Origin of the sequence: Methylobacterium sp. WCS2018Hpa-22, from assembly GCF_031843785.1 — a bacterium.
Taxonomy (GTDB): Bacteria; Pseudomonadota; Alphaproteobacteria; order Rhizobiales; family Beijerinckiaceae; genus Methylobacterium.
In genome coordinates this window covers 177,841-195,708 of record NZ_JAVTJA010000001.1, presented here as the reverse complement: position 1 = coordinate 195,708, position 17,868 = coordinate 177,841, and the positions used below count along the sequence as shown (strand labels likewise).

Here is a 17,868-nt window from a genome sequence, read left to right as displayed (position 1 = left end):
GGGCTGATGGCGGCGGGACGGGGAGGGTGGACCATGGCAGCGGGATCGGCTTCGGGCGGAACGACAAGCGGGATCGGCGTCTTCCGTCCCAGCCTCTGGGTGCCGGGGGATTGGAACGCCTTCTTCGGCTTCGGCACCAACATCCTGGTGAACCTCCTGGTCCTCACCGGCCTGCTGCGCTTCGTCCTCGGCATGCCCGATGCCATCACCTTCGGGCGCATCCTGCCGGCCATCGGGCTGATGCTGTGCCTCTCCACCGCCTATTACGGCTGGCTGGCCTACCGCCTGGCGAAGGCGACGGGCCGGAGCGACGTCTGCGCCCTGCCATCCGGCATCAGCGTCCCGCACATGTTCATCGTCGTCTTCGTCATCATGCTGCCGATCAAGCTCGCCACCGGAGATCCGGTGAAGGGCTGGGAGGCCGGCCTCGCCTGGGTCTTCATCCAGAGCTTCATCCTGATGATCGGCGGTTTCGTCGCCCCCGTCATCCGGCGGGTCACGCCGCGCGCCGCGCTCCTCGGCACGCTGGCCGGCGTCTCGGTCACCTTCATCGCCATGCGTCCGGCCCTGGAGATGATCACGACACCCGTGATCGGTGTCGTCGCCTTCGCCATCATCCTCCTCGCCTGGTTCGGCGGCTTGCGATATCCCGGCCGGATCCCCGCCGGCCTCGTCGCCATCCTGTTCGGGATGGTGGTGGCCTGGGGGGCCAAGCCGTTCGGCCTCGACATGGGCGGGGTCAGCGGTCCCGGTTTCCTCGCCGCCATCCAGGGAATCGGTTTCTCGATTCCCCTGCCGGCCTTCGGCCACGTCTTCGGCGGGTTCGAGTTCCTCGGCGTGATCCTGGTGACCGCGATCCCGTTCGGCATCTACGATCTCGTGGAGGCCATGGACAATGTCGAGAGTGCCGAGGTCGCCGGGGATGCCTATCCGACCACCCGCGTCCTCACGGCCGACGGCGCCGTCAGCCTGATCGGCTGCATGATGGGAAACCCCTTCATCAACGCGGTCTATATCGGCCATCCCGGTTGGAAGGCGATGGGCGGGCGGATCGGCTATTCGGTGGCCACGGGTCTGGTGATCCTGGCCCTGTGCTGGCTCAATCTCGTGTCGCTGCTCTCCAGCCTCGTACCCGTGGTCGCGATCGCGCCGATCCTCCTCTACATCGGCATGCTCATCGGGGCGCAGGCCTTCCAGGAGACGCCGCATTCCCATGCACCCGCGATCGTGCTCGCCTTCGCGCCGCATCTCGCCGCCTGGGCCAAGACCCTCGTGGACGGCGCGCTGGGCGCGGCGGGCACCAGCGCGGCGGCGGTGGGGCTCGACAAGCTCGGACAGGTGGGCGTGCTCTATGGCGGGCTCGAAGTGCTCGGCGAGGGCGCGATCCTGGGTGGGCTGATCCTCGGCGCCATCGCGGTCTTCATCATCGAGCGCGATTTCGCCAAGGCGGCGGCTTTCTCGGGCGCCGGGGCGGTGATGACCTTTTTCGGCTTCATGCATGGCCCCGCGGTCGGAATCGCGGTGAAGCCCGGCCTGGCCCTTGCCTATCTCATGGTGGCGGGGCTCCTCTACGCAGCGTCCCGCGCCACCGCCGGGGAGCGGCTCATGCCGGTCTCGTCGGCACTGCCAGCGGAATAGAAGAGACAGGGAGACGATCATGGTCGAGATGCCGAAGACCGAACCCGCACCGGGGGGGCTCGACGCCTATATCGACGCTGCCTCCTCGCTCCTGGGCATTCCCCTCGACCCCGCCTGGATCGCGGCAATCGGGGCGAATCTCACGGTGCTTCAGGCCACTGCCGGCCTCGTCGCGGCCTTTCCCTTGCCCGACGAGGCGGAGCCGGCTCCGGTCTTCGTAGCGTGAGCAGCGGAACGCAATGACGAACGACACGATGAACGATCCGAGCACGATGCACGCGGCGAAGATCGCCGGGTCCGTGAGGGACGGGGTGATCGGCGCCCGCGAAACGGTCGAGGCCGTGCTCGCGCGCATCGCCCGGGTGGACACATCGGTGAATGCCTTCACCGACGTGCTGCCCGAGCGCGCGCTGGCCAGGGCAGATGCCATCGATACGGCGCGGAACCGTGGTGAGGCGCTGGGGCCGCTGGCGGGCGTCCCCTTCGCGGTGAAGAACCTCATCGACATCGCGGGCCTGCCGACGCGGGCCGGCTCGAAGATCAACCGCGATCTCGCCCCCGCCGAACGCGACGGCGCCTTGGTGAGACGGCTCGAAGCGGCCGGGGCCATCCTCGTGGGCGGTCTCAACATGGGCGAGTATGCCTATGATTTCACGGGCGAGAACGTCCATGACGGCGCGACCCGCAACCCGCACGATCTCGGCCACATGTCCGGCGGCTCGTCCGGGGGTTCGGGCGGCGCGATCGGCGCGGGCCTCGTCCCGCTGGCCCTCGGCTCGGACACCAACGGCTCGATCCGCGTCCCCGCCGCCTTCTGCGGCTGCTTCGGGCTGAAGCCCACCTATGGCCGGCTGACGCGGGCGGGAAGCTTCCCCTTCGTCGGCAGCCTCGACCATCTCGGGCCGATGGCACGCAGCGTCACCGACCTCGCTTTGTCCTACGATGCCATGCAGGGGGCCGATCCGGACGATCCGGTGGCGACCACCCGCGCGCCCGATCCCGCCATGCCGGGCCTCGATGACGGCATCGGCGATCTGCGCATCGCCGTGGCGGGCGGATACTTCGCGCGTGGCGGTGACCACGAGGCCTTCGTGGCGGTGGAAACCCTCGCCGCATCCCTGGGCGCCAAGCGCCGGGTGGAGATCCCCGAAGCCGCACGGGCGCGGGCCGCCGCCTACCTCATCACCGCCGCCGAGGGTGCGGCCCTCCATCTCGACCGCTTGCGCACCCGCGCCGCCGATTTCGACCCGGCCGTGCGCGACCGGCTCATCGCGGGAGCGATGATTCCGGCTCCCTTCGTCGAGCGCGCGCAGCGCTTCCGCCGCTGGTACCGGGCGGCGATGCTCGACCTGTTCCGCGAGGTCGACATCATCCTGGCACCCTCGACCCCGTGCCGGGCTCCGAAATCGGGCCAGGTCACCTTCGAGCTCGACGGCGTCACGCTGCCGGTGCGGGCGAATATCGGCGTTTTCACGCAGCCGATCTCGTTCATCGGCCTGCCCGTGGTGGCGGTGCCGGTACGGGTCGATGACGGCCTGCCCCTCGGTGTCCAGATCATCGCCGCTCCGTGGCGCGAGGATCTGGCGCTCCGGGTCGCGCGCCACCTGGAGAGGAACGGCGTCGTCTCCGCGCCGCATGCGACCCTGTGAGCGAGCCGATGGACATCGACGCAGCCGACGTGATCGCGGAAGTCGAGGCCGCCTTCGCGGCCTATGAAAAGGCGCTGACCGGCAACGACGTGGCGACGCTGGAAGCCCTGTTCCACGACGATCCCCGGACCATCCGCTATGGCGGGGGCGAGAACCTCTACGGCATGGACGCGATCCGTGCCTTCCGCCGCGCGCGCTCGCCGGCCGGGCTGGAACGGACCCTGTCCGATACGGTGATCACGGCCTATGGGCGGGATACGGCCGTGGCGATGACCCTGTTCCGCCGCGACGGATCGCCCGGCAAGGTGGGTCGGCAAAGTCAGACCTGGATCCGTTTTCCCGATGGCTGGAAGGTCGTCGCCGCGCATGTGAGCGTCATCGACGGATAGGCGCGGAGAGCCCTGGCCTGCCTCTCTCGCGGAGACCGCGTAGGAGAGCGAGCGTCAGCGACGTGCGGGGCGGTAGCGCCTGCTCACGTCTCCTGAGGCGTCGTCTCGGTCACCACGCGGCGCAGGCGACCCTTGCGCTTCTCGTACTGGAACATCGAGGTCAGGGTCGGATCAGCCGGATCCGATGCCGGGCTCATCGGCGCCAACTCGGGCGCCGGCGCAGGCTCGGGGGCCGGTGCAGGCTCGACCGCCGGGGTGGGAGCCCTCCGTTCGAGCGCGAGGCGCACCACCTCACGGTCGCGCAGAATGATGGCCGCAATGGCGTTGTCGGCGGCCATCGTCGCGCTGGCGCCGTCGGTGAACGTGATTGGCAGGGTCGCGGTGGTCGTGGCCGAGGATTCGAGCACATCGAGCCCGAGCCCCACGAAGGAGGCCGCAAAACCGAAGGGCGACGGCAGGGCCTTGGTCGTCGTGGCGAGCGCGCCTTGGAGACCGCGCACGATGTCGCCGCTCCAATGCGGCTCCTTCGCCGGGTCGGTCGGCAGGCCGAGATCGGAAAGATCCTCCACGCCACGGATATCGCCGTTGGGAAAGCGAAACACGCCGTTGTCGTAGGTGGCCACTCCCTCGCCGAAGGAGCCCGCCGTGATCCGAATATCCGTCATCGTGCCGTCCTGGCGGACGTCGACCGCCGCCATCGCCCGAACCTACGCAGCCATGTGTCCGAAACAGGGCGTCGCCTCAGACGGCCGGCGCGGGCGCCGTACCATAGGCCTCCGCCATCTCGGCGATGGCATCGAGCTTGGCATGGAGCGCCGACCAATCGTCCCGCTCGGCAATCGGATCCCACAGCGCCTCGACCTCTTCGATCAGCATCGTGCAGGGCTCGCGCCGCGCAAAATACGGATGATCGAGCCGGATTCCTTCCGCCGGGGACAGGGAAGCGAGGCTGGTTCTGACGGGGGCGAAATCCTCGCGCTCGTAGAAGGCGGAGGAGGGGCTCGCCGCCGCACGGTCGGTGCTGGCGAGGCCGCCATACCAGTCGAAGAACGTCTGCTCGAACGGCGCCCGGCTCTTCGCCAGGAAGCCCCAGAAGGCGGCGACGAACCGGTGCAAATCCGCCTCGTCCGCCGGCTTTGCCAGGCCCAGCCGGGCGAGGAGGGCCTCGGCGAAGGCATCCTGAAGGCTCGTCCCGAAGACCTTCAGCGCGCCTTCGAGGGCTTCGCGGTCGGCGAGCGGCATCAGGCATTCGGCGAGCCGGCTGAGGTTCCAGAACAGCGCCTCGGGCTGCCGGCCGAAACTGTAGAGCCCTTGAACGTCGAAATAGGCGGCGGTGAAGCTCGGATCACTGGCGGGCGCGAAGCGCCACGGGCCGTAATCGAAGCTTTCGCCGGTGACGTTGATGTTGTCGGTGTTCAGCACCCCATGGACGAAGCCCGCCGCCATCCACTGGGCGCCCGTGCGGGCGACCCTGCGGCAGACCTCCTCCAGGAAGGCGACGGCGCGGGGCCCGGTCTCCTCCCGCCACGCGTCGGGCAGGTAGGTCCCCACCGTGTAATCGAGGAGTTTCTGGATGTTGTGCGGCTCGTCCAGCGCGAGCAGGCGCTGGAAGCTGCCGATGCGGATATGGGAATGGCTCAGCCGCACCAGGACGCTGGACCGGGCGGGGGAGGGCTCGTCGCCGCGCTCCAAGTCTTCGCCGGTCTCGATCAGGCTGAAGGTCTTCGAGGTGTTGACGCCCAGGGCCTCGAGCATGGAGGTGGCGAGAATCTCGCGCATGCCCCCCTTCAGGGTCAGGCGTCCATCGGCCGTGCGCGACCATGGCGTGGTGCCGCTGCCCTTCGTCGCGAGATCGAGGAGACGCCCATCCACGAGGTCGTGAAGCTGCGCGAACAGGAAGCCGCGCCCGTCGCCGAGATCGGGGTTGTACGAACGGAACTGGTGGCCGTGATAGCGCAGCGCCAGCGGCTGGGGCAGGCTGCCGGGTAGCGGCTGGAAACGGCCGAAATGCGCGATCCACGACTCGTCGGACAGACCGTCGAGTCCCACCCGCGCCGACCAGGGCCGGTTGCGATAGCGCAGGATCGTCTTCGGGAAATCGGCGGCGGCCACGACGTCGTAGAAGTCGGTGCCGAGTTCCATGTGCTTCGCGGCGGTGCGGGGTGATGGCATGGGCGAGCGCGGGTTCCTGCGATGGAGGCCGGACTCTAGCGAGAGCGGCGCGGCGATGACAGCCACCCCCGAAGGCAGCCACCCCCGATGACACGAGCGCCTATCGGGGGAGAGTCATGCTCCCTCGAACCGGCGCTGCTCCGCGCGACTCGCCAGAATGACGACCTTGCCGGGAAACCGTTCGATCAGAGCGAGGTTCCTCGCCCGCCTCTTGCGGTTCCAGGTCCAGACGTAGCGCAGGAACTCCATATCGAGCCGCTCCGGGCAACCGAGCGCCGCATCCGGCCGGACCCGGCCGTAGCTCGCCGCCAGCCGGCGGATCACCCGCGCCATCGTGAGCCAGGCCGGAAGATCGAGATAGACCAGGGTGTCCGCCGCCTCGAAGCGCGGCCCGATCGTGTCGGTGTAGTTCCCGTCGATGACCCAGCGGGGGAGCGCCGCGAGACGCTCCACCTCGGCGCGGAACGCCTCGGCCGGCACGGGCTCCCAGCCCGGACGGAAATAAGCCTGATCGAGATGGAAGACGGGCAGGCTGCGGGCGGAGCCCAGGCGTCTCGCCAGGGTCGATTTCCCGCTACCCGGCGGCCCCATGACGATCACGCGCTGCATGCGGACCTGCTTAGCCGATGAGCGGTCGCCGCCGCCAGAGTGTGCGTCGCGCTACCGCTCCCGCCCGATCGTCGCCTCGATCTGTCCGTGCGGTTCGTCGGTGGGCAGGAACACAGCGTTCGGGTTGTCGAGGCCGAAAGGCGCGAGGTTGATCGGGATGTAGTGCTTGTTGGGCATGGCGAAGGCGATCTCGGCGATCTCCGGGATCGCGGCCAGGACCGCCTCGCCCATCCGGTACATGCTGTCCTGGACACCGTAGCTGTACGTCGTGCCGAACACCGCGATGAGGGTCGCCAGCACCTGGGCGTTGGCGGCAGCATAATCGGCCGGGATGCCGGCCCAGGTCCAGGTCGCGTCCATGCTCGTCGCGGCGATGCGGTCGCTGGTATCCGGCAGGGTACGGTATTGATCGTCGACGAAATCGGCCCAGCCGGACTGGGTCGTCTTCATGAAGGTGTAGCCGCGCAAGCCGGATTTCAGCACCGATCCGGCGTGGTTCGCCGTGAGCTCGACGAAGCCGACGCCGTTGCCGTCGAGGGTGAAGGTATGGCCATGCGGCACGCCCGCGATGGCGTGGCGCAGCCAGCGCGTCTCTCGCGCCTCGATCACGACCTCTTCGACCTGCGGGTAGGCGTCGAGGAAGACCGCTGCCACGGCGCCGGCGAACGCTTCCTTCTCCGCCGTGAGATGCTTCGCCGCCGTGACGTTGACGATGTTCTTGACGCTGTCGGTGGCGACGCAGGCCCGGTTGTCGCCCGCCGTCCAGGCACGGTCGAAACCGCCCTTCATCAGCACCTTCACGTCGAGTTCGCGCGGGGTATGGTGGTCGCCGTCGCGGGCGAGCCGCATCACCCGCACCCGTCCCTTGCCGTAGGTCGACGCCGTCAGGGCCATGATCGGTTCCTTCTCGTTTGCCTCAGGCCTCGGCCGCATGGGCGATAGTCTGCGAGAACGACCTGTCGGGGAAGACCAGACCGATCATCACCGGCCAGCGGATGCCGTTCGGTCCGCCGCTCCGACAGAGCGCGGGGGTCCCGGTTCTCCGGAAGATCGTCTGCAAGCGGGAAAATCGTCCGCAAGCGGTATGCCAGCGGAATCGGCCGAGCCTACGGCCCGGAGCGGATAGGGTCCCGATGCCGCTTGCCCGATCTGGTCCGTTGCCTGCTACGAAAGCGCATGAAACCGGCTCGGTTCGGCACCTCCGCCGGAGCCGTCGAGGCGGCATGAACCAGCAGCGAGGGATGCCATGACCCTTCCAGCGGCCGCCGGGGCTGGCGGCACGGAGCCTGCCGTCTCCGGCTTCGCCAAACTCGACCTCGCCAGCCTCAACGCGGCACCGGCCGCGCATTTCGTGACGGCCCTCGCGGCGGTGTTCGATCATGCGCCGTGGGTGGCCGAAGACGCCGTGCGAGGCCGTCCCTATGCGACGCTGGCCGAACTCTTCGCCGCCATGCGGGCCGCGGTGGAGGCGGCCCCGGAGACGGATCGGCTCGCTCTCCTGGCCAACCACGCGGAGCTTGGCCAATACGCCGCCCGCGCCGGCACGTTTGCTGCGGATGCAAACGCCGAACGAGCCTCGGCCGGGCTCGACCGGCTTTCGGAGGACGAGTCTGCGCGGTTCGAGAGCCTGACCGCGCGCTATCGCGCAACGTTCGGCTTTCCCTTCATCCTGTGCGTCGAGCGACACGGCCGCGCCTCGCTGCTCCGCACGTTCGAGCAACGCCTGATATCGACGCCGGCGATGGAGCGGGCGACAGCAGAGGAGGAGGTGTTCCGGATCGCCGCGATCCGCCTTGATGCTCTGGTGAAGGGGGAGGGCAGGCTGCGCACGACCGGCCGCGTCTCCACTCACGTCCTCGACACCGCTTCCGGCAGGCCGGCGGCCGGGGTTACGGTGTCCCTGTACGAATGGGTCTCCGACGACAGGGCCGCCCTCGTGGCCCGCACGGTCACCAACGCCGACGGACGCACCGACGCGCCCCTCATCGGCGGGAGGCCGGTGCCCATCGCAGCCTACGAATTGCGGTTCGGCATCGGCGACCATTTCCGGCGGACGAATCCCGGACTGCCGGAACCGCCCTTCCTCGATATCGTCACCCTGCGCTTCGGGGTGAGCGACCCGGAGGGTCACTACCACGTCCCGCTGGTGGCGAGCCCCTGGAGCTACCAGACCTATCGCGGGAGCTGAGCTCGTCCGTGGAGACGGTGAGTCGCAGATCCCGCGAGGGAGCGCCCCGGTCAGGCAGCGCGGATCGTCGCGAGGAAGCGGCCGAGTTCGACGTTGAGATGCTCGGACTGGCGTGACAGTTCCGATGCCGCGCCGAGCACTTGGCTGGCCGCCGCTCCCGTCTCCTCGGCGGCGTCCGCCACGCCCACGATGTTCACCGTCACCTCGCTCGTGCCGGTAGCGGCCTGGGCCACGTTGCGAACGATCTCCTGTGTCGCGGCGCCCTGCTGCTCCACGGCGGCCGCGATCGACGTCGAGACGCCGCTGATTTCCTGGATTCGCGTGGTGATGCCGCCGATCGCCGAGACCGCCTGATCCGTCGACCTTTGCACCGAGGCGATGTGGCCGCCGATCTCTTCGGTCGCCCTGGCCGTCTGGTTGGCGAGCTCCTTGACCTCCGCCGCGACCACGGCGAAGCCGCGGCCGGCCTCGCCGGCGCGCGCCGCCTCGATCGTGGCGTTCAGAGCGAGGAGATTGGTCTGGGCCGCGATCGAGGTGATCATCGTCACCACATCGCCGATCTTCAGCACCGCCGAGTTGAGGTCCTTCACGAAGGTCGTCGTCCGGGCAGCCTCCTGAACGGCCGCATGGGACATGTCGGCCGAGGCGCTGACCTGACGGCCGATCTCGTGCACCGATGAGCCGAGTTCCTCGGCCGCGGCCGCCACGGTGGTGACGTTGGACGCGGCCTGATGGGCAGCCGCGGCGACGCTGGTGGATTGCGCAGCGGTCTCCGTGGCGGTGCCGGCCATGCTCTGGGCTGTCGCCTGCAGTTGCGTCGCCGAACTCGTGACGCTCTGGATGATCCCGCCGACCGCGGCTTCGAAACCGTCGGCCATGGTTCGCATGGCCGACTTGCGCTGTGCTTCCGCGCCGGCCCGTGCCAGGGCGGTCTCCTCCTCCAGAGCCTTCATGCGCAACAGGCCGTCCTTGAACACCTGCACGGCATCGGCGATGCGCCCGATCTCGGTCCGGGCCTTCTGGTGCGGGATGGTCACGGAGAGGTCGCCCGCAGCGAGGGTCTGCATCGGCCGCACCACGGAATCGATCCCTCCGGTGACGCCCCGGATGATGACGAGGGCGGAGAGCACGGACAGCACGACGGCGACGACGATGGCGGAGATGCCTAGGGTCCGGGTCTGCTCGAACACTTCCTTGCTGCGCGCCTGTGCCATATCCGCACCGACATTATTGAGGTTCACGAGTTTCTCGAGGGCCTCCGACACGCCCCGGCGGATGGCGAGACCCTTGGTCTCGTACAGGGCGAAGGCCTGAGCTTTCTCTCCGCTGCGGGAGAGATCCATGATGGCGTCGCGCACCACGGCGAATTTCGCGGCCTCACGGGTATACGCGTCGTAGAGGTCGCGCTCCCCGGGGGACGCGATCATCGTCTCGTAGGATTTCTTCTTCTCCTCGAGCTTCTTTCCGAAACGGACGAGGTCACCCTCGATCGTGGCCTGCTTCTGCGCATCGGTCTCCTGGGCATGGCGCAGGATGACGGCGCTGTTTCTCGCCGTGAGTGTATCGATCTCGCCAAGTACACGGATACTAGGAAGCCAGTTGGTCTCGATGTGGAGAGCCTGTTCACGCATGCGCAGGGTGCCCAGAATCCCGAGCAGCCCCAATCCCATGATGAAGACGGTGAGTATCGAGAAAGCCACGATGAGCTTCGTGCGAATCGGGAGAGCCTGGAGCGTCACAACGAACCTCATCAAGACCACCATCCGGTCATTCGGTGGGGCGATCGAATGTCGACACTCCCTCGGAATCCTTAAGGTTCACTTTTGATTGCCTTGTCTCTGCCTCATCCCTTCGCGACACATGTATTCTTCTGTCATCGTCAGAGATCTGCAGAGCGATGCCCAATCCGGCAGTGCCTCGCCCCATTTCCCCATTCGTCTGGAACAGGACGATCGCGCATTGGGATCTGTTCCGGCATGCGGATTGCACTGCATTGACTTTCGTTTGACGGGCCGACAACCAATCACCGTGATACATTCAACCGTGGCAGCACGACCGATGACACGCTTCTTCACCGTTACTCTCGCCGCCGGTCTTGTGATCGCATCCGCGAGCCTCGCTGCCGCGCAGAGCTACGGCGCCCCCTCGGGCCGCGACGCCGCCACCGCACCGGGCGGAACGGAAGGCGTCGCCGGGCCTCGCAACGAAGCCGAGGCCATCCGGAGCGGCGATGCCGTTCCGGTGCCGCAAGATGCCGGGGGCATTCGGGCCGATGAGCCGAAGGTGCCGCCCCACGCCCCTCACACGCATCCGTCCCCGCGCCCCTGATTGCGCCGTTGGCGCAACGGGCTCGGAGCGTCGACGACGCCAAGCCCCCATCCGACCACATTCCCCTTGCATAGGCGGCTTGGAACGGTGCCGGGCGCACCGGGGACGATACGGGGATCTCGGATGGGCGTTGCTGCAGCGGAGAAGCGGGTTTCCGAGCCCGATGCCGGGCACCTCCCCGCCGTCGCCTCCGCCCTTCGAACCATCGAGACCGAGCGCGAGGGCCTGCGCTGCCTGATGGAGGCCATCGGCAACGGGCTCGGCACGGCCTTTTCCGAGGCCGTCGCCCGGATCTCCGGCGCCAAGGGCCGGGCCATCCTCACCGGCATGGGCAAGTCCGGCCATGTCGGCCGCAAGATCGCCGCGACCATGGCCTCCACCGGCACGCCGGCACTCTTTGTTCATCCAGCCGAGGCCAGCCATGGCGATCTCGGCATGATCCAGCCGGAGGACGTCGTCGTCGCCCTGTCCTGGTCGGGCGAAACGACGGAACTGGCCAACATCATCGGCTATGCGCGGCGCTACCGCGTCGGCCTCATCGCCATCACGGCGAATGCCGGCTCGACCCTCGGGCGAGAGGCCGATATCTGCCTGACCCTGCCCAAGGCCCGCGAAGCCTGTCCCAACGGGCTCGCGCCGACGACCTCCACGGCGATGCAGCTCGCCCTGGGCGACGCCCTCGCCGTCGCCTTGCTCGAGGCCCGCGGCTTCTCAGCCCGCGAATTCGGCATCTACCATCCCGGCGGACGCCTGGGAGCCTCGCTCCGGCAGGTCCGCGAGGTGATGCATGCAGGCAACCAGCTTCCGGTGGTCCGGCGCGGCACGGGCATGCGCGCCGCCATCGCCGAGATCGACGCCAAGGGATTCGGATCGGTGGTGGTGGTGGAAGAGGACGGCCGCCTCGCCGGTATCCTAACCGACGGCGACCTGCGCCGCAACGTGTTCAGGGCCGATCTCGACGGCCTCGTCGTCGAGGCGCTGATGAGCGTCCGGCCGCGCACCGTGAGCCCGGAGACCCTTCTCGCCAAGGCCCTGGAAATCCAGGAATCGATGAAGATCACCTCGCTCATCGTCATGGAGAACGAGCGCCCCGTGGGCCTCGTCCATTATCACGACCTGCTGCGGGCCGGGGTCGCCTGACCACGGGCCTTTCCTCCGCGAAGACCGGAGCGTATCCGCCCCCCGGTCTTGGGGCACGGCACTCGCACATCTCGCGGGCAGCAAGGGTCCCCTCTCTTGGAAGGCAGGGTGATCGCATATGCCGATTTACTCGTCGAGAAATTGAAACGCAGCACCCCGTCATCCCGGGGCCGCGCAGCGGAGCCCGGGATCCAGAAACACAGGCGGTGCAGGACTTTGCACCGTCAGCGGATCTGGATTGCACGCCTCTGGCGCGGCCCTCCGGGTCCGGGCTCGCCTCTGGCGACCCGGAATGACGGCGCGGTACCATATGCGATGGCCCTGCCCGGAAGGAGAGGGACAGGGTGAGGTATGTGACCTCTCCGGAGATGGACCACACCTCACCCCAGCCCTCTCCTTCCAGGAGAGGGAGCCCGTCGCGCCTCATGTCGAACCCGCCAGGATCAAGGGAACGGATGTCGAGCAGATGTGTGACCCATTAGAGTCTTGGGGTGAGAGCGGGAACCGAGCTGGGTCGTCCCGGCATCACACCGTCAGGCAGTCGAGGATAGGCTCCAGCATCCCGTCGATCACCCCACGCGCCGCCTCGGCCGGCCCCAGCGCTCCGTCGAGGGCAAGCCGCGCGAGACCATGGACCAGGGACCAGCAGGCGACGGCCTTCGGGTCCGGGGCGGTATGATTGGAGACCGCCGGTAGTCCGCCATCCTCGAAAGGGGTTCCGGCCACCGCCGCTTTCAGGAGCCCGAATGCACGACCGGCGGCCGCCGCGTAGGCCGTGTCGCCCGTATTGATCCGCGCACAGCGCCACATCGTGTCGAACTCGGCCGGATGGTCGAGGGCGAAGCCGATATAGGCCCGGCCCTGGCCGCGGATGCGCCCGTCGCGGTCGGTCGCGGTGGAATCGGCAGCGGCCAGCGCGTCGCCCAGCATCCGGAACCCCTCCGTCGCCACGGCGGTGAGAAGTCCGCGCGCATCGCCGAAATGATGCTGCGGGGCCGCCGGCGAAACGCCCGCGCGTCGTGCCGCCTCCCTCAGGGAAAATCCATCGATCCCGCGCTCTCGCAGGATGGCCGTCGTCGCCTGGATCAGGGCAGCCCGCAGATCGCCGTGATGGTAGGCAGCCGCCTCGGTCGTCCCGACGTCCTTCAACGACTTGACAGTGTCAAGATGCTCGCTCATGCTCAATCTATACGATGTCAAGATAAGGATGGGCAAGACGTGATCCCCGCAGCCAGCCTGTTCTCCCTCTGCAGCACGATCGCCCTGTTGGGCTGGATCGCCCTCGCCATCGCGTTGTTCGCTCCCCGTCTCCGAAGGGCTACCTGGATCGGCACCGGCCTCGTCCTGCCGGCATTCCTGGCGGTGGCCTATCTCGGCGCCCTGGCGGCAGGGTTGGCCGGGGGAGCGAAAGGCGGCTTCGACTCCATAGAGGCGGTCCGCGCCCTGTTCGCGGACGATCATGCGCTCACCGCCGGCTGGATCCATTTTCTCGCCTTCGACCTCTTCGTCGGCACCTGGATCGCTCGCACCGGCATCGGAGCGGGAATCTCGCCGCTGCTGCTCCTGCCCTGCCTCGTCCTCACCTTCCTGGTCGGCCCGGCCGGTCTCCTCCTCGCCCTCGTCATCGGATTCAGCACCGGCAGGCTCGGCCTGGAGACCCGGACATGATCCCCTTCACCCTCGGCGGAGACGCTCCCCACCCCACGGCACTCGCCCGGCTTCGGGCGGACGATCCCGTCCTCACCGCCTTCGGCCTTGCCTGTCTGCTGACCGGCGCCGTCACCCTGGCACTCCCCCTGGTCGATGGGAGGCTCATCGCTGGCGCCTTCGTCTGGGCGAAGCCCGCGAAGTTCTTCGTTTCGATCGGTGTGTACGCCCTGACCTTCGCCTGGTTCACCGGCTACGTCCGGCCGGATCGGCGCCGCTCCCGCTCGCTGCGCGCCGGCCGGCTCCTGATCATCGTCGCCGGCGGGTTCGAACTCGGCTACATCACTCTGCAGGCGGCGCGGGCCGAGGCCTCGCATTTCAACGACGGCGATCCGCTGCACGCGTCCCTCTACGCCGCGATGGGGATCATGGCGCTGACCCTGCTCACTGCCAAGATTCCCCTGGTCATCGCGGTGGCGGTCCGGCCACGTCCGGGCCTCGAGCCGAGCCTGCGCCTGGCCGTCCTTCTCGGCCTCGCGACGACGGTGATCCTCGGGGCCGCCACCGGCATCGCCCTCAGCGTCAACCACGGCCATGCGGTCGGCCCGACCGGTGCAAGCCTGCCCCTTCTCGGCTGGAACCGGGCGGGCGGCGATCTGAGGATCGCGCATTTCCTCGGCATGCATGGGGAACAGATCGTGCCGCTCGCAGCCGCCGGCTTCATCGCCCTCGGCCTGCCGAGGCGACGGATGCTCGTGACGCTGGCGGCCTGCCTCCTCTGCATTGTCATCGCAATCGCCTGGGTCCAGGCCGGTCAGGGCCTCGCCTTTCCCTTTGGTTGACCGCGTCCTTCCCACCGCGATGACGTCGGCAGCGCTTTGAGGCGGCGGCGCGCTCGCCTATGGTCGGGGGAATGCCACCCGTGCTCCGCCCCGTCCGCCGCCTCGACCCGATCCTCGTGGACCGCATCGCCGCGGGCGAGGTGGTGGAGCGCCCGGCCTCCGCCGTGAAGGAACTGGTGGAGAACGCCATCGATGCGGGCGCGACCAGCATCGAGGTGACGATCGAGGCGGGGGGCCGCCGGCTGATCCGCGTGGTGGATGACGGCGCCGGCATGAGCGCCGACGATCTCGCCCTCGCGGTGGAGCGTCATGCCACATCGAAGCTTCCCGGCGGCGACCTGACCCGCATCGATTCCCTCGGCTTTCGCGGCGAGGCGCTGCCCTCCATCGGGGCTGTGGCCCGCCTCTCCCTCACCAGCCGCACCGCCGAAGCCGAGACCGGATCGACCCTGGTGGTCGATGCCGGCATCAAGGGCGAGGTCCGTCCCGCACCGAGCCCGCGCGGCACGCGGATCGAGGTCACCGACCTGTTCTCCGCGACGCCGGCACGGCTGAAATTCCTGAAATCCGACCGCGCCGAGGCGCTGGCCATCGCCGATGGGTTGCGGCGTCTCGCCGTGGCGCAACCGCGGATCCGCTTCGCCCTCCGCTCCGAGAGCGGCAGCCCCTTGGTCTTTTCCGCCGAGACCGGCGACGACGCCGACCTGCGCCGGCTCACGGCGGTGCTGGGGTCGGATTTCGGCGCGAGTTCCGCCCCCCTCCACATGGCGCGGGAAGGCTTCGACCTGTCCGGCCATATCGGCCTGCCGAGCTACCATCGCGGCGCGGGCAACCAGATCCACTTCACGGTCAACGGCCGCCCGGTGCGCGACCGCCTGCTGCTGGGCGCCGTGCGCGGGGCCTATGCCGACACGATGAGTTCGGACCGTCATCCGGTGCTCGGCCTCGCCATCACCTGCGATCCCGCCCTCGTCGACGTGAATGTCCATCCCGCCAAGACGGAGGTGCGCTTCCGCGAGCCAGGCCTCGTGCGCGCCCTCATCGTCAGCGCCATTCACGAGACCCTGCGGCAGGTGGGAGCGCGCAACGCCAGCACGGGGGCCGCCCGCACCCTGGACGCCCTGCGTCCGGGCCATCCCTCATCGACGATGCGACCGGCAATGACCGCACATTCGGGACGTGGCGCCTGGTCGGGCAGGGCGCCGCTTCCGCCGGGCCTGCCCTCGTTCGGCGCGCCCGCCGGCCTCGTGCCGGCATCGTCCTTCGGTGCGCGCGGAGGTCTGTTCGAGGCCCCGCAGGCGGCGTTCGATCGGTCCGGGGCAGGGTTCGAGGACGCAGGGTTCGAGGAAGCCGGGCAGGCGCTGTTCTCCGGCGATCTCGCGCCGCCGGGCGCCGATATCCGCGAGCCGGAGGTGGAGCCCCTGCCGGACGATCACCCGCTGGGTGCCGCCCGCGCCCAGCTCCACGAGACCTACATCGTCGCCCAGACCCGCGACGGGATCGTCCTCGTCGACCAGCACGCAGCGCATGAGCGTCTCGTCTACGAGCGTCTGAAGCGCGAGCGCGCCGCCGGCGGCATCGCCCGCCAGGGCCTCCTGATCCCGGACGTGGTGGAGATGGCGCCCCAGGACGCCGAACGCCTCGTCGCCGCCGCCCCGGATCTCGACCGGCTCGGCCTCACCCTGGAGGCTTTCGGCACCGGTGCGGTCCTGGTGCGTGAAATGCCGACGGCGCTGGCCGGTGCGTCCACCCGCCGCCTGCTGGAGGACGTCCTCGACGCCCTCGACGCGAGCGGGCTGGAGGAGGGGAGCGCGGACGGCACCGAGGGCGGTCCGCTCGGGCGGCGCCTCGACGCGATCCTCTCGCGCATCAGCTGTCACGGCTCGGTCCGCGCCGGCCGGCGCCTGCGGCCAGAGGAGATGAACGCGCTCCTGCGCGAGATGGAGGCCACCCCGTTCGCCGGCACCTGCAACCACGGCCGCCCGACCTTCGTGGAACTGAAGCTCCAGGATATCGAGCGGCTGTTCGGCCGGCGCTAGAGCGCTCTCCGCCGAAGTGGATGCCGGTTCGGCGAAAAAGAGCGCGGCAAAACAAAGGCCTGGAGATGTGCCCCGACCCAACGTGGTCGGGCGCAGCTCTAGGGAGCGGCGCCGGCTCGTCGGTCCTCAGGCGGTCGGCAGGGCGGAGGCGGCGTCGAGCGCCCCGGCGAGGGCCTTCTCGCGGGCTTCGGGACCGAGGGCGATCCCCTCGGCGATGACGAATTCCGGGTTGGTCACGCCGATGAAGCCGAGGACGACCCGCAGATAGGTCTCGGCATGCTCCGCCGAAGCCGTCGGCGACCCCGCACCGTAAAGGCCGCCGCGCGACACGGCGACGATGATGCGTTTCTCGGGCACGAGGCCGACGGCGCCGCTCTCCGTGTATTTGAAGGTCTGGCCGGCCACGAGGATGCGGTCGATCCAGGCCTTGAGCTGGGTCGAGATCGTGAAATTGTAGAGCGGCGCGCCGATCACCACGATATCGGCGGCTAGGAACTCCGCCAGCACCGCGCGGCCGAGCGTGACGTCGTTCTGGATGTCCGGCGTGTTGGTGGCGTTGGGCTGATGGCCTGCGAGATAGGCGCCGGAGAGATGGGGGATCGGCGTGGCGGCCAGATCGCGATAGGTCGTCTCGAGGTCCGTTGCCCCTGCCTGAAGGCGGGCGACGATGGCGGCCGAGACCGCGCGGCTGACGGAATGCTCGCCCAGGATGCTGCTGTCGATGTGCAGAAGGTTCATGTTCGATCCTCGGTATCAGAAATATACCGAGGCGCTATAGAGTACCGGAGCGGTGCTCGCGCAAGGAGGCACATTGGTGGAACCCGGTCACATGGAGGTAACCGAGGCACAGGCCTCCCACCGCCCCGGCGATTGCCGGGTGGTCGGTACGGTGCTGGCGCGGGTCGGCGACAAATGGAGCATCCTCGTGGTGATGACGCTCACGGACGGGCCCCGGCGCTTCAACGAGTTGAAGCGGATCATCGGCGGCATCTCCCAGCGGATGCTCACCTTCACCCTGCGCGGCCTGGAGCGAGACGGCCTCGTTTCGCGCACGGTCACCCCGACAATCCCGCCCCGGGTGGATTATGAACTCACCGAGCTCGGCCGCTCGCTGCAGGTGCCGGTCCAGGCACTCGGCTCCTGGGCCTTCGCGAACCTGCCCACGATCCAGGCCGCGCGGACCCGTTTCGATGCCGGCGGCGAGACGGACCCGGCTTGAGACCGGGG

The 17,868-nt window shown here is 68.7% G+C and carries 19 protein-coding genes; 11 read left to right on the top strand and 8 right to left on the bottom strand.

The features are described 5' to 3' along the window. The first annotated feature begins 33 nt into the window (after positions 1–33). The 4 genes from RQI43_RS00870 to hpxZ are packed head-to-tail and all read left to right on the top strand — an operon-like array spanning position 34 to position 3,676. Entirely contained in the window at positions 34–1,638 is a 1,605-nt protein-coding gene (locus RQI43_RS00870) for a hypothetical protein (protein ID WP_056425065.1), read from the top strand. A gap of 19 nt (positions 1,639–1,657) precedes the next feature. Then, positions 1,658–1,864 (top strand): DUF4089 domain-containing protein, encoded by a 207-nt coding sequence (locus tag RQI43_RS00865; protein ID WP_056425068.1) that lies wholly within the window; start codon positions 1,658–1,660, stop codon positions 1,862–1,864. 13 nt (positions 1,865–1,877) lie between these two features. Next, complete coding sequence (locus RQI43_RS00860) at positions 1,878–3,287, top strand: AtzE family amidohydrolase (RefSeq protein WP_405030529.1); 1,410 nt, start codon at positions 1,878–1,880, stop codon at positions 3,285–3,287. Positions 3,288–3,295: 8 nt separating this feature from the next. Beyond that, positions 3,296–3,676, top strand: coding sequence for an oxalurate catabolism protein HpxZ (gene hpxZ / locus RQI43_RS00855; protein ID WP_056425448.1), 381 nt, complete (start codon positions 3,296–3,298; stop codon positions 3,674–3,676). A gap of 83 nt (positions 3,677–3,759) precedes the next feature. On the opposite strand, the gene RQI43_RS00850 is transcribed toward hpxZ, so the two are convergent. The 5 genes from RQI43_RS00850 to RQI43_RS00830 form a co-directional block, all read right to left on the bottom strand. Beyond that, the gene (locus tag RQI43_RS00850; protein WP_311273908.1) at positions 3,760–4,374 is read right to left on the bottom strand and encodes a hypothetical protein; all 615 of its coding nucleotides are present in this window, start codon (positions 4,372–4,374) and stop codon (positions 3,760–3,762) included. 43 nt (positions 4,375–4,417) lie between these two features. Next, on the bottom strand, positions 4,418–5,848 hold the full coding sequence (locus tag RQI43_RS00845) for a protein adenylyltransferase SelO (RefSeq protein ID WP_056425074.1): 1,431 nt from the start codon (positions 5,846–5,848) through the stop codon (positions 4,418–4,420). Between the two features lie 114 nt (positions 5,849–5,962). Beyond that, positions 5,963–6,457: a hypothetical protein gene (locus RQI43_RS00840; protein WP_311273907.1), complete on the bottom strand. Its 495-nt coding sequence runs from the start codon at positions 6,455–6,457 to the stop codon at positions 5,963–5,965. Positions 6,458–6,508: 51 nt separating this feature from the next. Beyond that, a complete protein-coding gene (pucL, locus tag RQI43_RS00835) occupies positions 6,509–7,351 on the bottom strand; it encodes a factor-independent urate hydroxylase (protein WP_311273906.1) in 843 nt (280 codons plus the stop codon). Between the two features lie 22 nt (positions 7,352–7,373). After that, the gene (locus tag RQI43_RS00830) at positions 7,374–7,517 is read right to left on the bottom strand and encodes a hypothetical protein (RefSeq protein ID WP_311273905.1); all 144 of its coding nucleotides are present in this window, start codon (positions 7,515–7,517) and stop codon (positions 7,374–7,376) included. Between the two features lie 186 nt (positions 7,518–7,703). Here RQI43_RS00830 and uraD point away from each other — a divergent pair, with 186 nt between their 5' ends. After that, positions 7,704–8,645: a 2-oxo-4-hydroxy-4-carboxy-5-ureidoimidazoline decarboxylase gene (gene uraD, locus RQI43_RS00825; RefSeq protein ID WP_311273904.1), complete on the top strand. Its 942-nt coding sequence runs from the start codon at positions 7,704–7,706 to the stop codon at positions 8,643–8,645. A gap of 50 nt (positions 8,646–8,695) precedes the next feature. Here uraD and RQI43_RS00820 read toward each other — a convergent pair whose 3' ends face one another. Beyond that, the gene (locus RQI43_RS00820) at positions 8,696–10,384 is read right to left on the bottom strand and encodes a methyl-accepting chemotaxis protein (protein WP_311274096.1); all 1,689 of its coding nucleotides are present in this window, start codon (positions 10,382–10,384) and stop codon (positions 8,696–8,698) included. Between the two features lie 319 nt (positions 10,385–10,703). Here RQI43_RS00820 and RQI43_RS00815 point away from each other — a divergent pair, with 319 nt between their 5' ends. After that, a complete protein-coding gene (locus tag RQI43_RS00815) occupies positions 10,704–10,973 on the top strand; it encodes a hypothetical protein (RefSeq protein WP_311273903.1) in 270 nt (89 codons plus the stop codon). 123 nt (positions 10,974–11,096) lie between these two features. Beyond that, the gene (locus RQI43_RS00810) at positions 11,097–12,113 is read left to right on the top strand and encodes a KpsF/GutQ family sugar-phosphate isomerase (RefSeq protein ID WP_311273902.1); all 1,017 of its coding nucleotides are present in this window, start codon (positions 11,097–11,099) and stop codon (positions 12,111–12,113) included. A gap of 525 nt (positions 12,114–12,638) precedes the next feature. Here the strand turns inward: RQI43_RS00810 and RQI43_RS00805 are convergent. Continuing rightward, positions 12,639–13,292: a TetR/AcrR family transcriptional regulator gene (locus RQI43_RS00805; protein ID WP_311273901.1), complete on the bottom strand. Its 654-nt coding sequence runs from the start codon at positions 13,290–13,292 to the stop codon at positions 12,639–12,641. A gap of 39 nt (positions 13,293–13,331) precedes the next feature. Between RQI43_RS00805 and RQI43_RS00800 the strand changes: the two genes are divergently transcribed. From RQI43_RS00800 to mutL, 3 genes are all read left to right on the top strand, one after another. Further along, a complete protein-coding gene (locus RQI43_RS00800; RefSeq protein WP_311273900.1) occupies positions 13,332–13,781 on the top strand; it encodes an abscisic acid-deficient protein Aba4 family protein in 450 nt (149 codons plus the stop codon). Next, entirely contained in the window at positions 13,778–14,602 is an 825-nt protein-coding gene (locus RQI43_RS00795; RefSeq protein WP_311273899.1) for a hypothetical protein, read from the top strand. Before RQI43_RS00800 ends, RQI43_RS00795 begins: the two co-directional genes overlap by 4 nt. Before the next feature lie 71 nt (positions 14,603–14,673). Continuing rightward, positions 14,674–16,641, top strand: a complete 1,968-nt coding sequence (mutL, locus tag RQI43_RS00790; protein ID WP_311273898.1) for a DNA mismatch repair endonuclease MutL — start codon at positions 14,674–14,676, stop codon at positions 16,639–16,641. 126 nt (positions 16,642–16,767) lie between these two features. Here mutL and RQI43_RS00785 read toward each other — a convergent pair whose 3' ends face one another. Continuing rightward, entirely contained in the window at positions 16,768–17,379 is a 612-nt protein-coding gene (locus RQI43_RS00785; protein ID WP_311273897.1) for an NAD(P)H-dependent oxidoreductase, read from the bottom strand. Between the two features lie 76 nt (positions 17,380–17,455). On the opposite strand from RQI43_RS00785, the gene RQI43_RS00780 reads away from it, so the two are divergent. Continuing rightward, positions 17,456–17,860 carry a winged helix-turn-helix transcriptional regulator gene (locus RQI43_RS00780; RefSeq protein WP_207411803.1) on the top strand — a complete coding sequence of 135 codons (405 nt, stop codon included), beginning with the start codon at positions 17,456–17,458 and terminating at the stop codon, positions 17,858–17,860. Positions 17,861–17,868 lie beyond the last annotated feature (8 nt).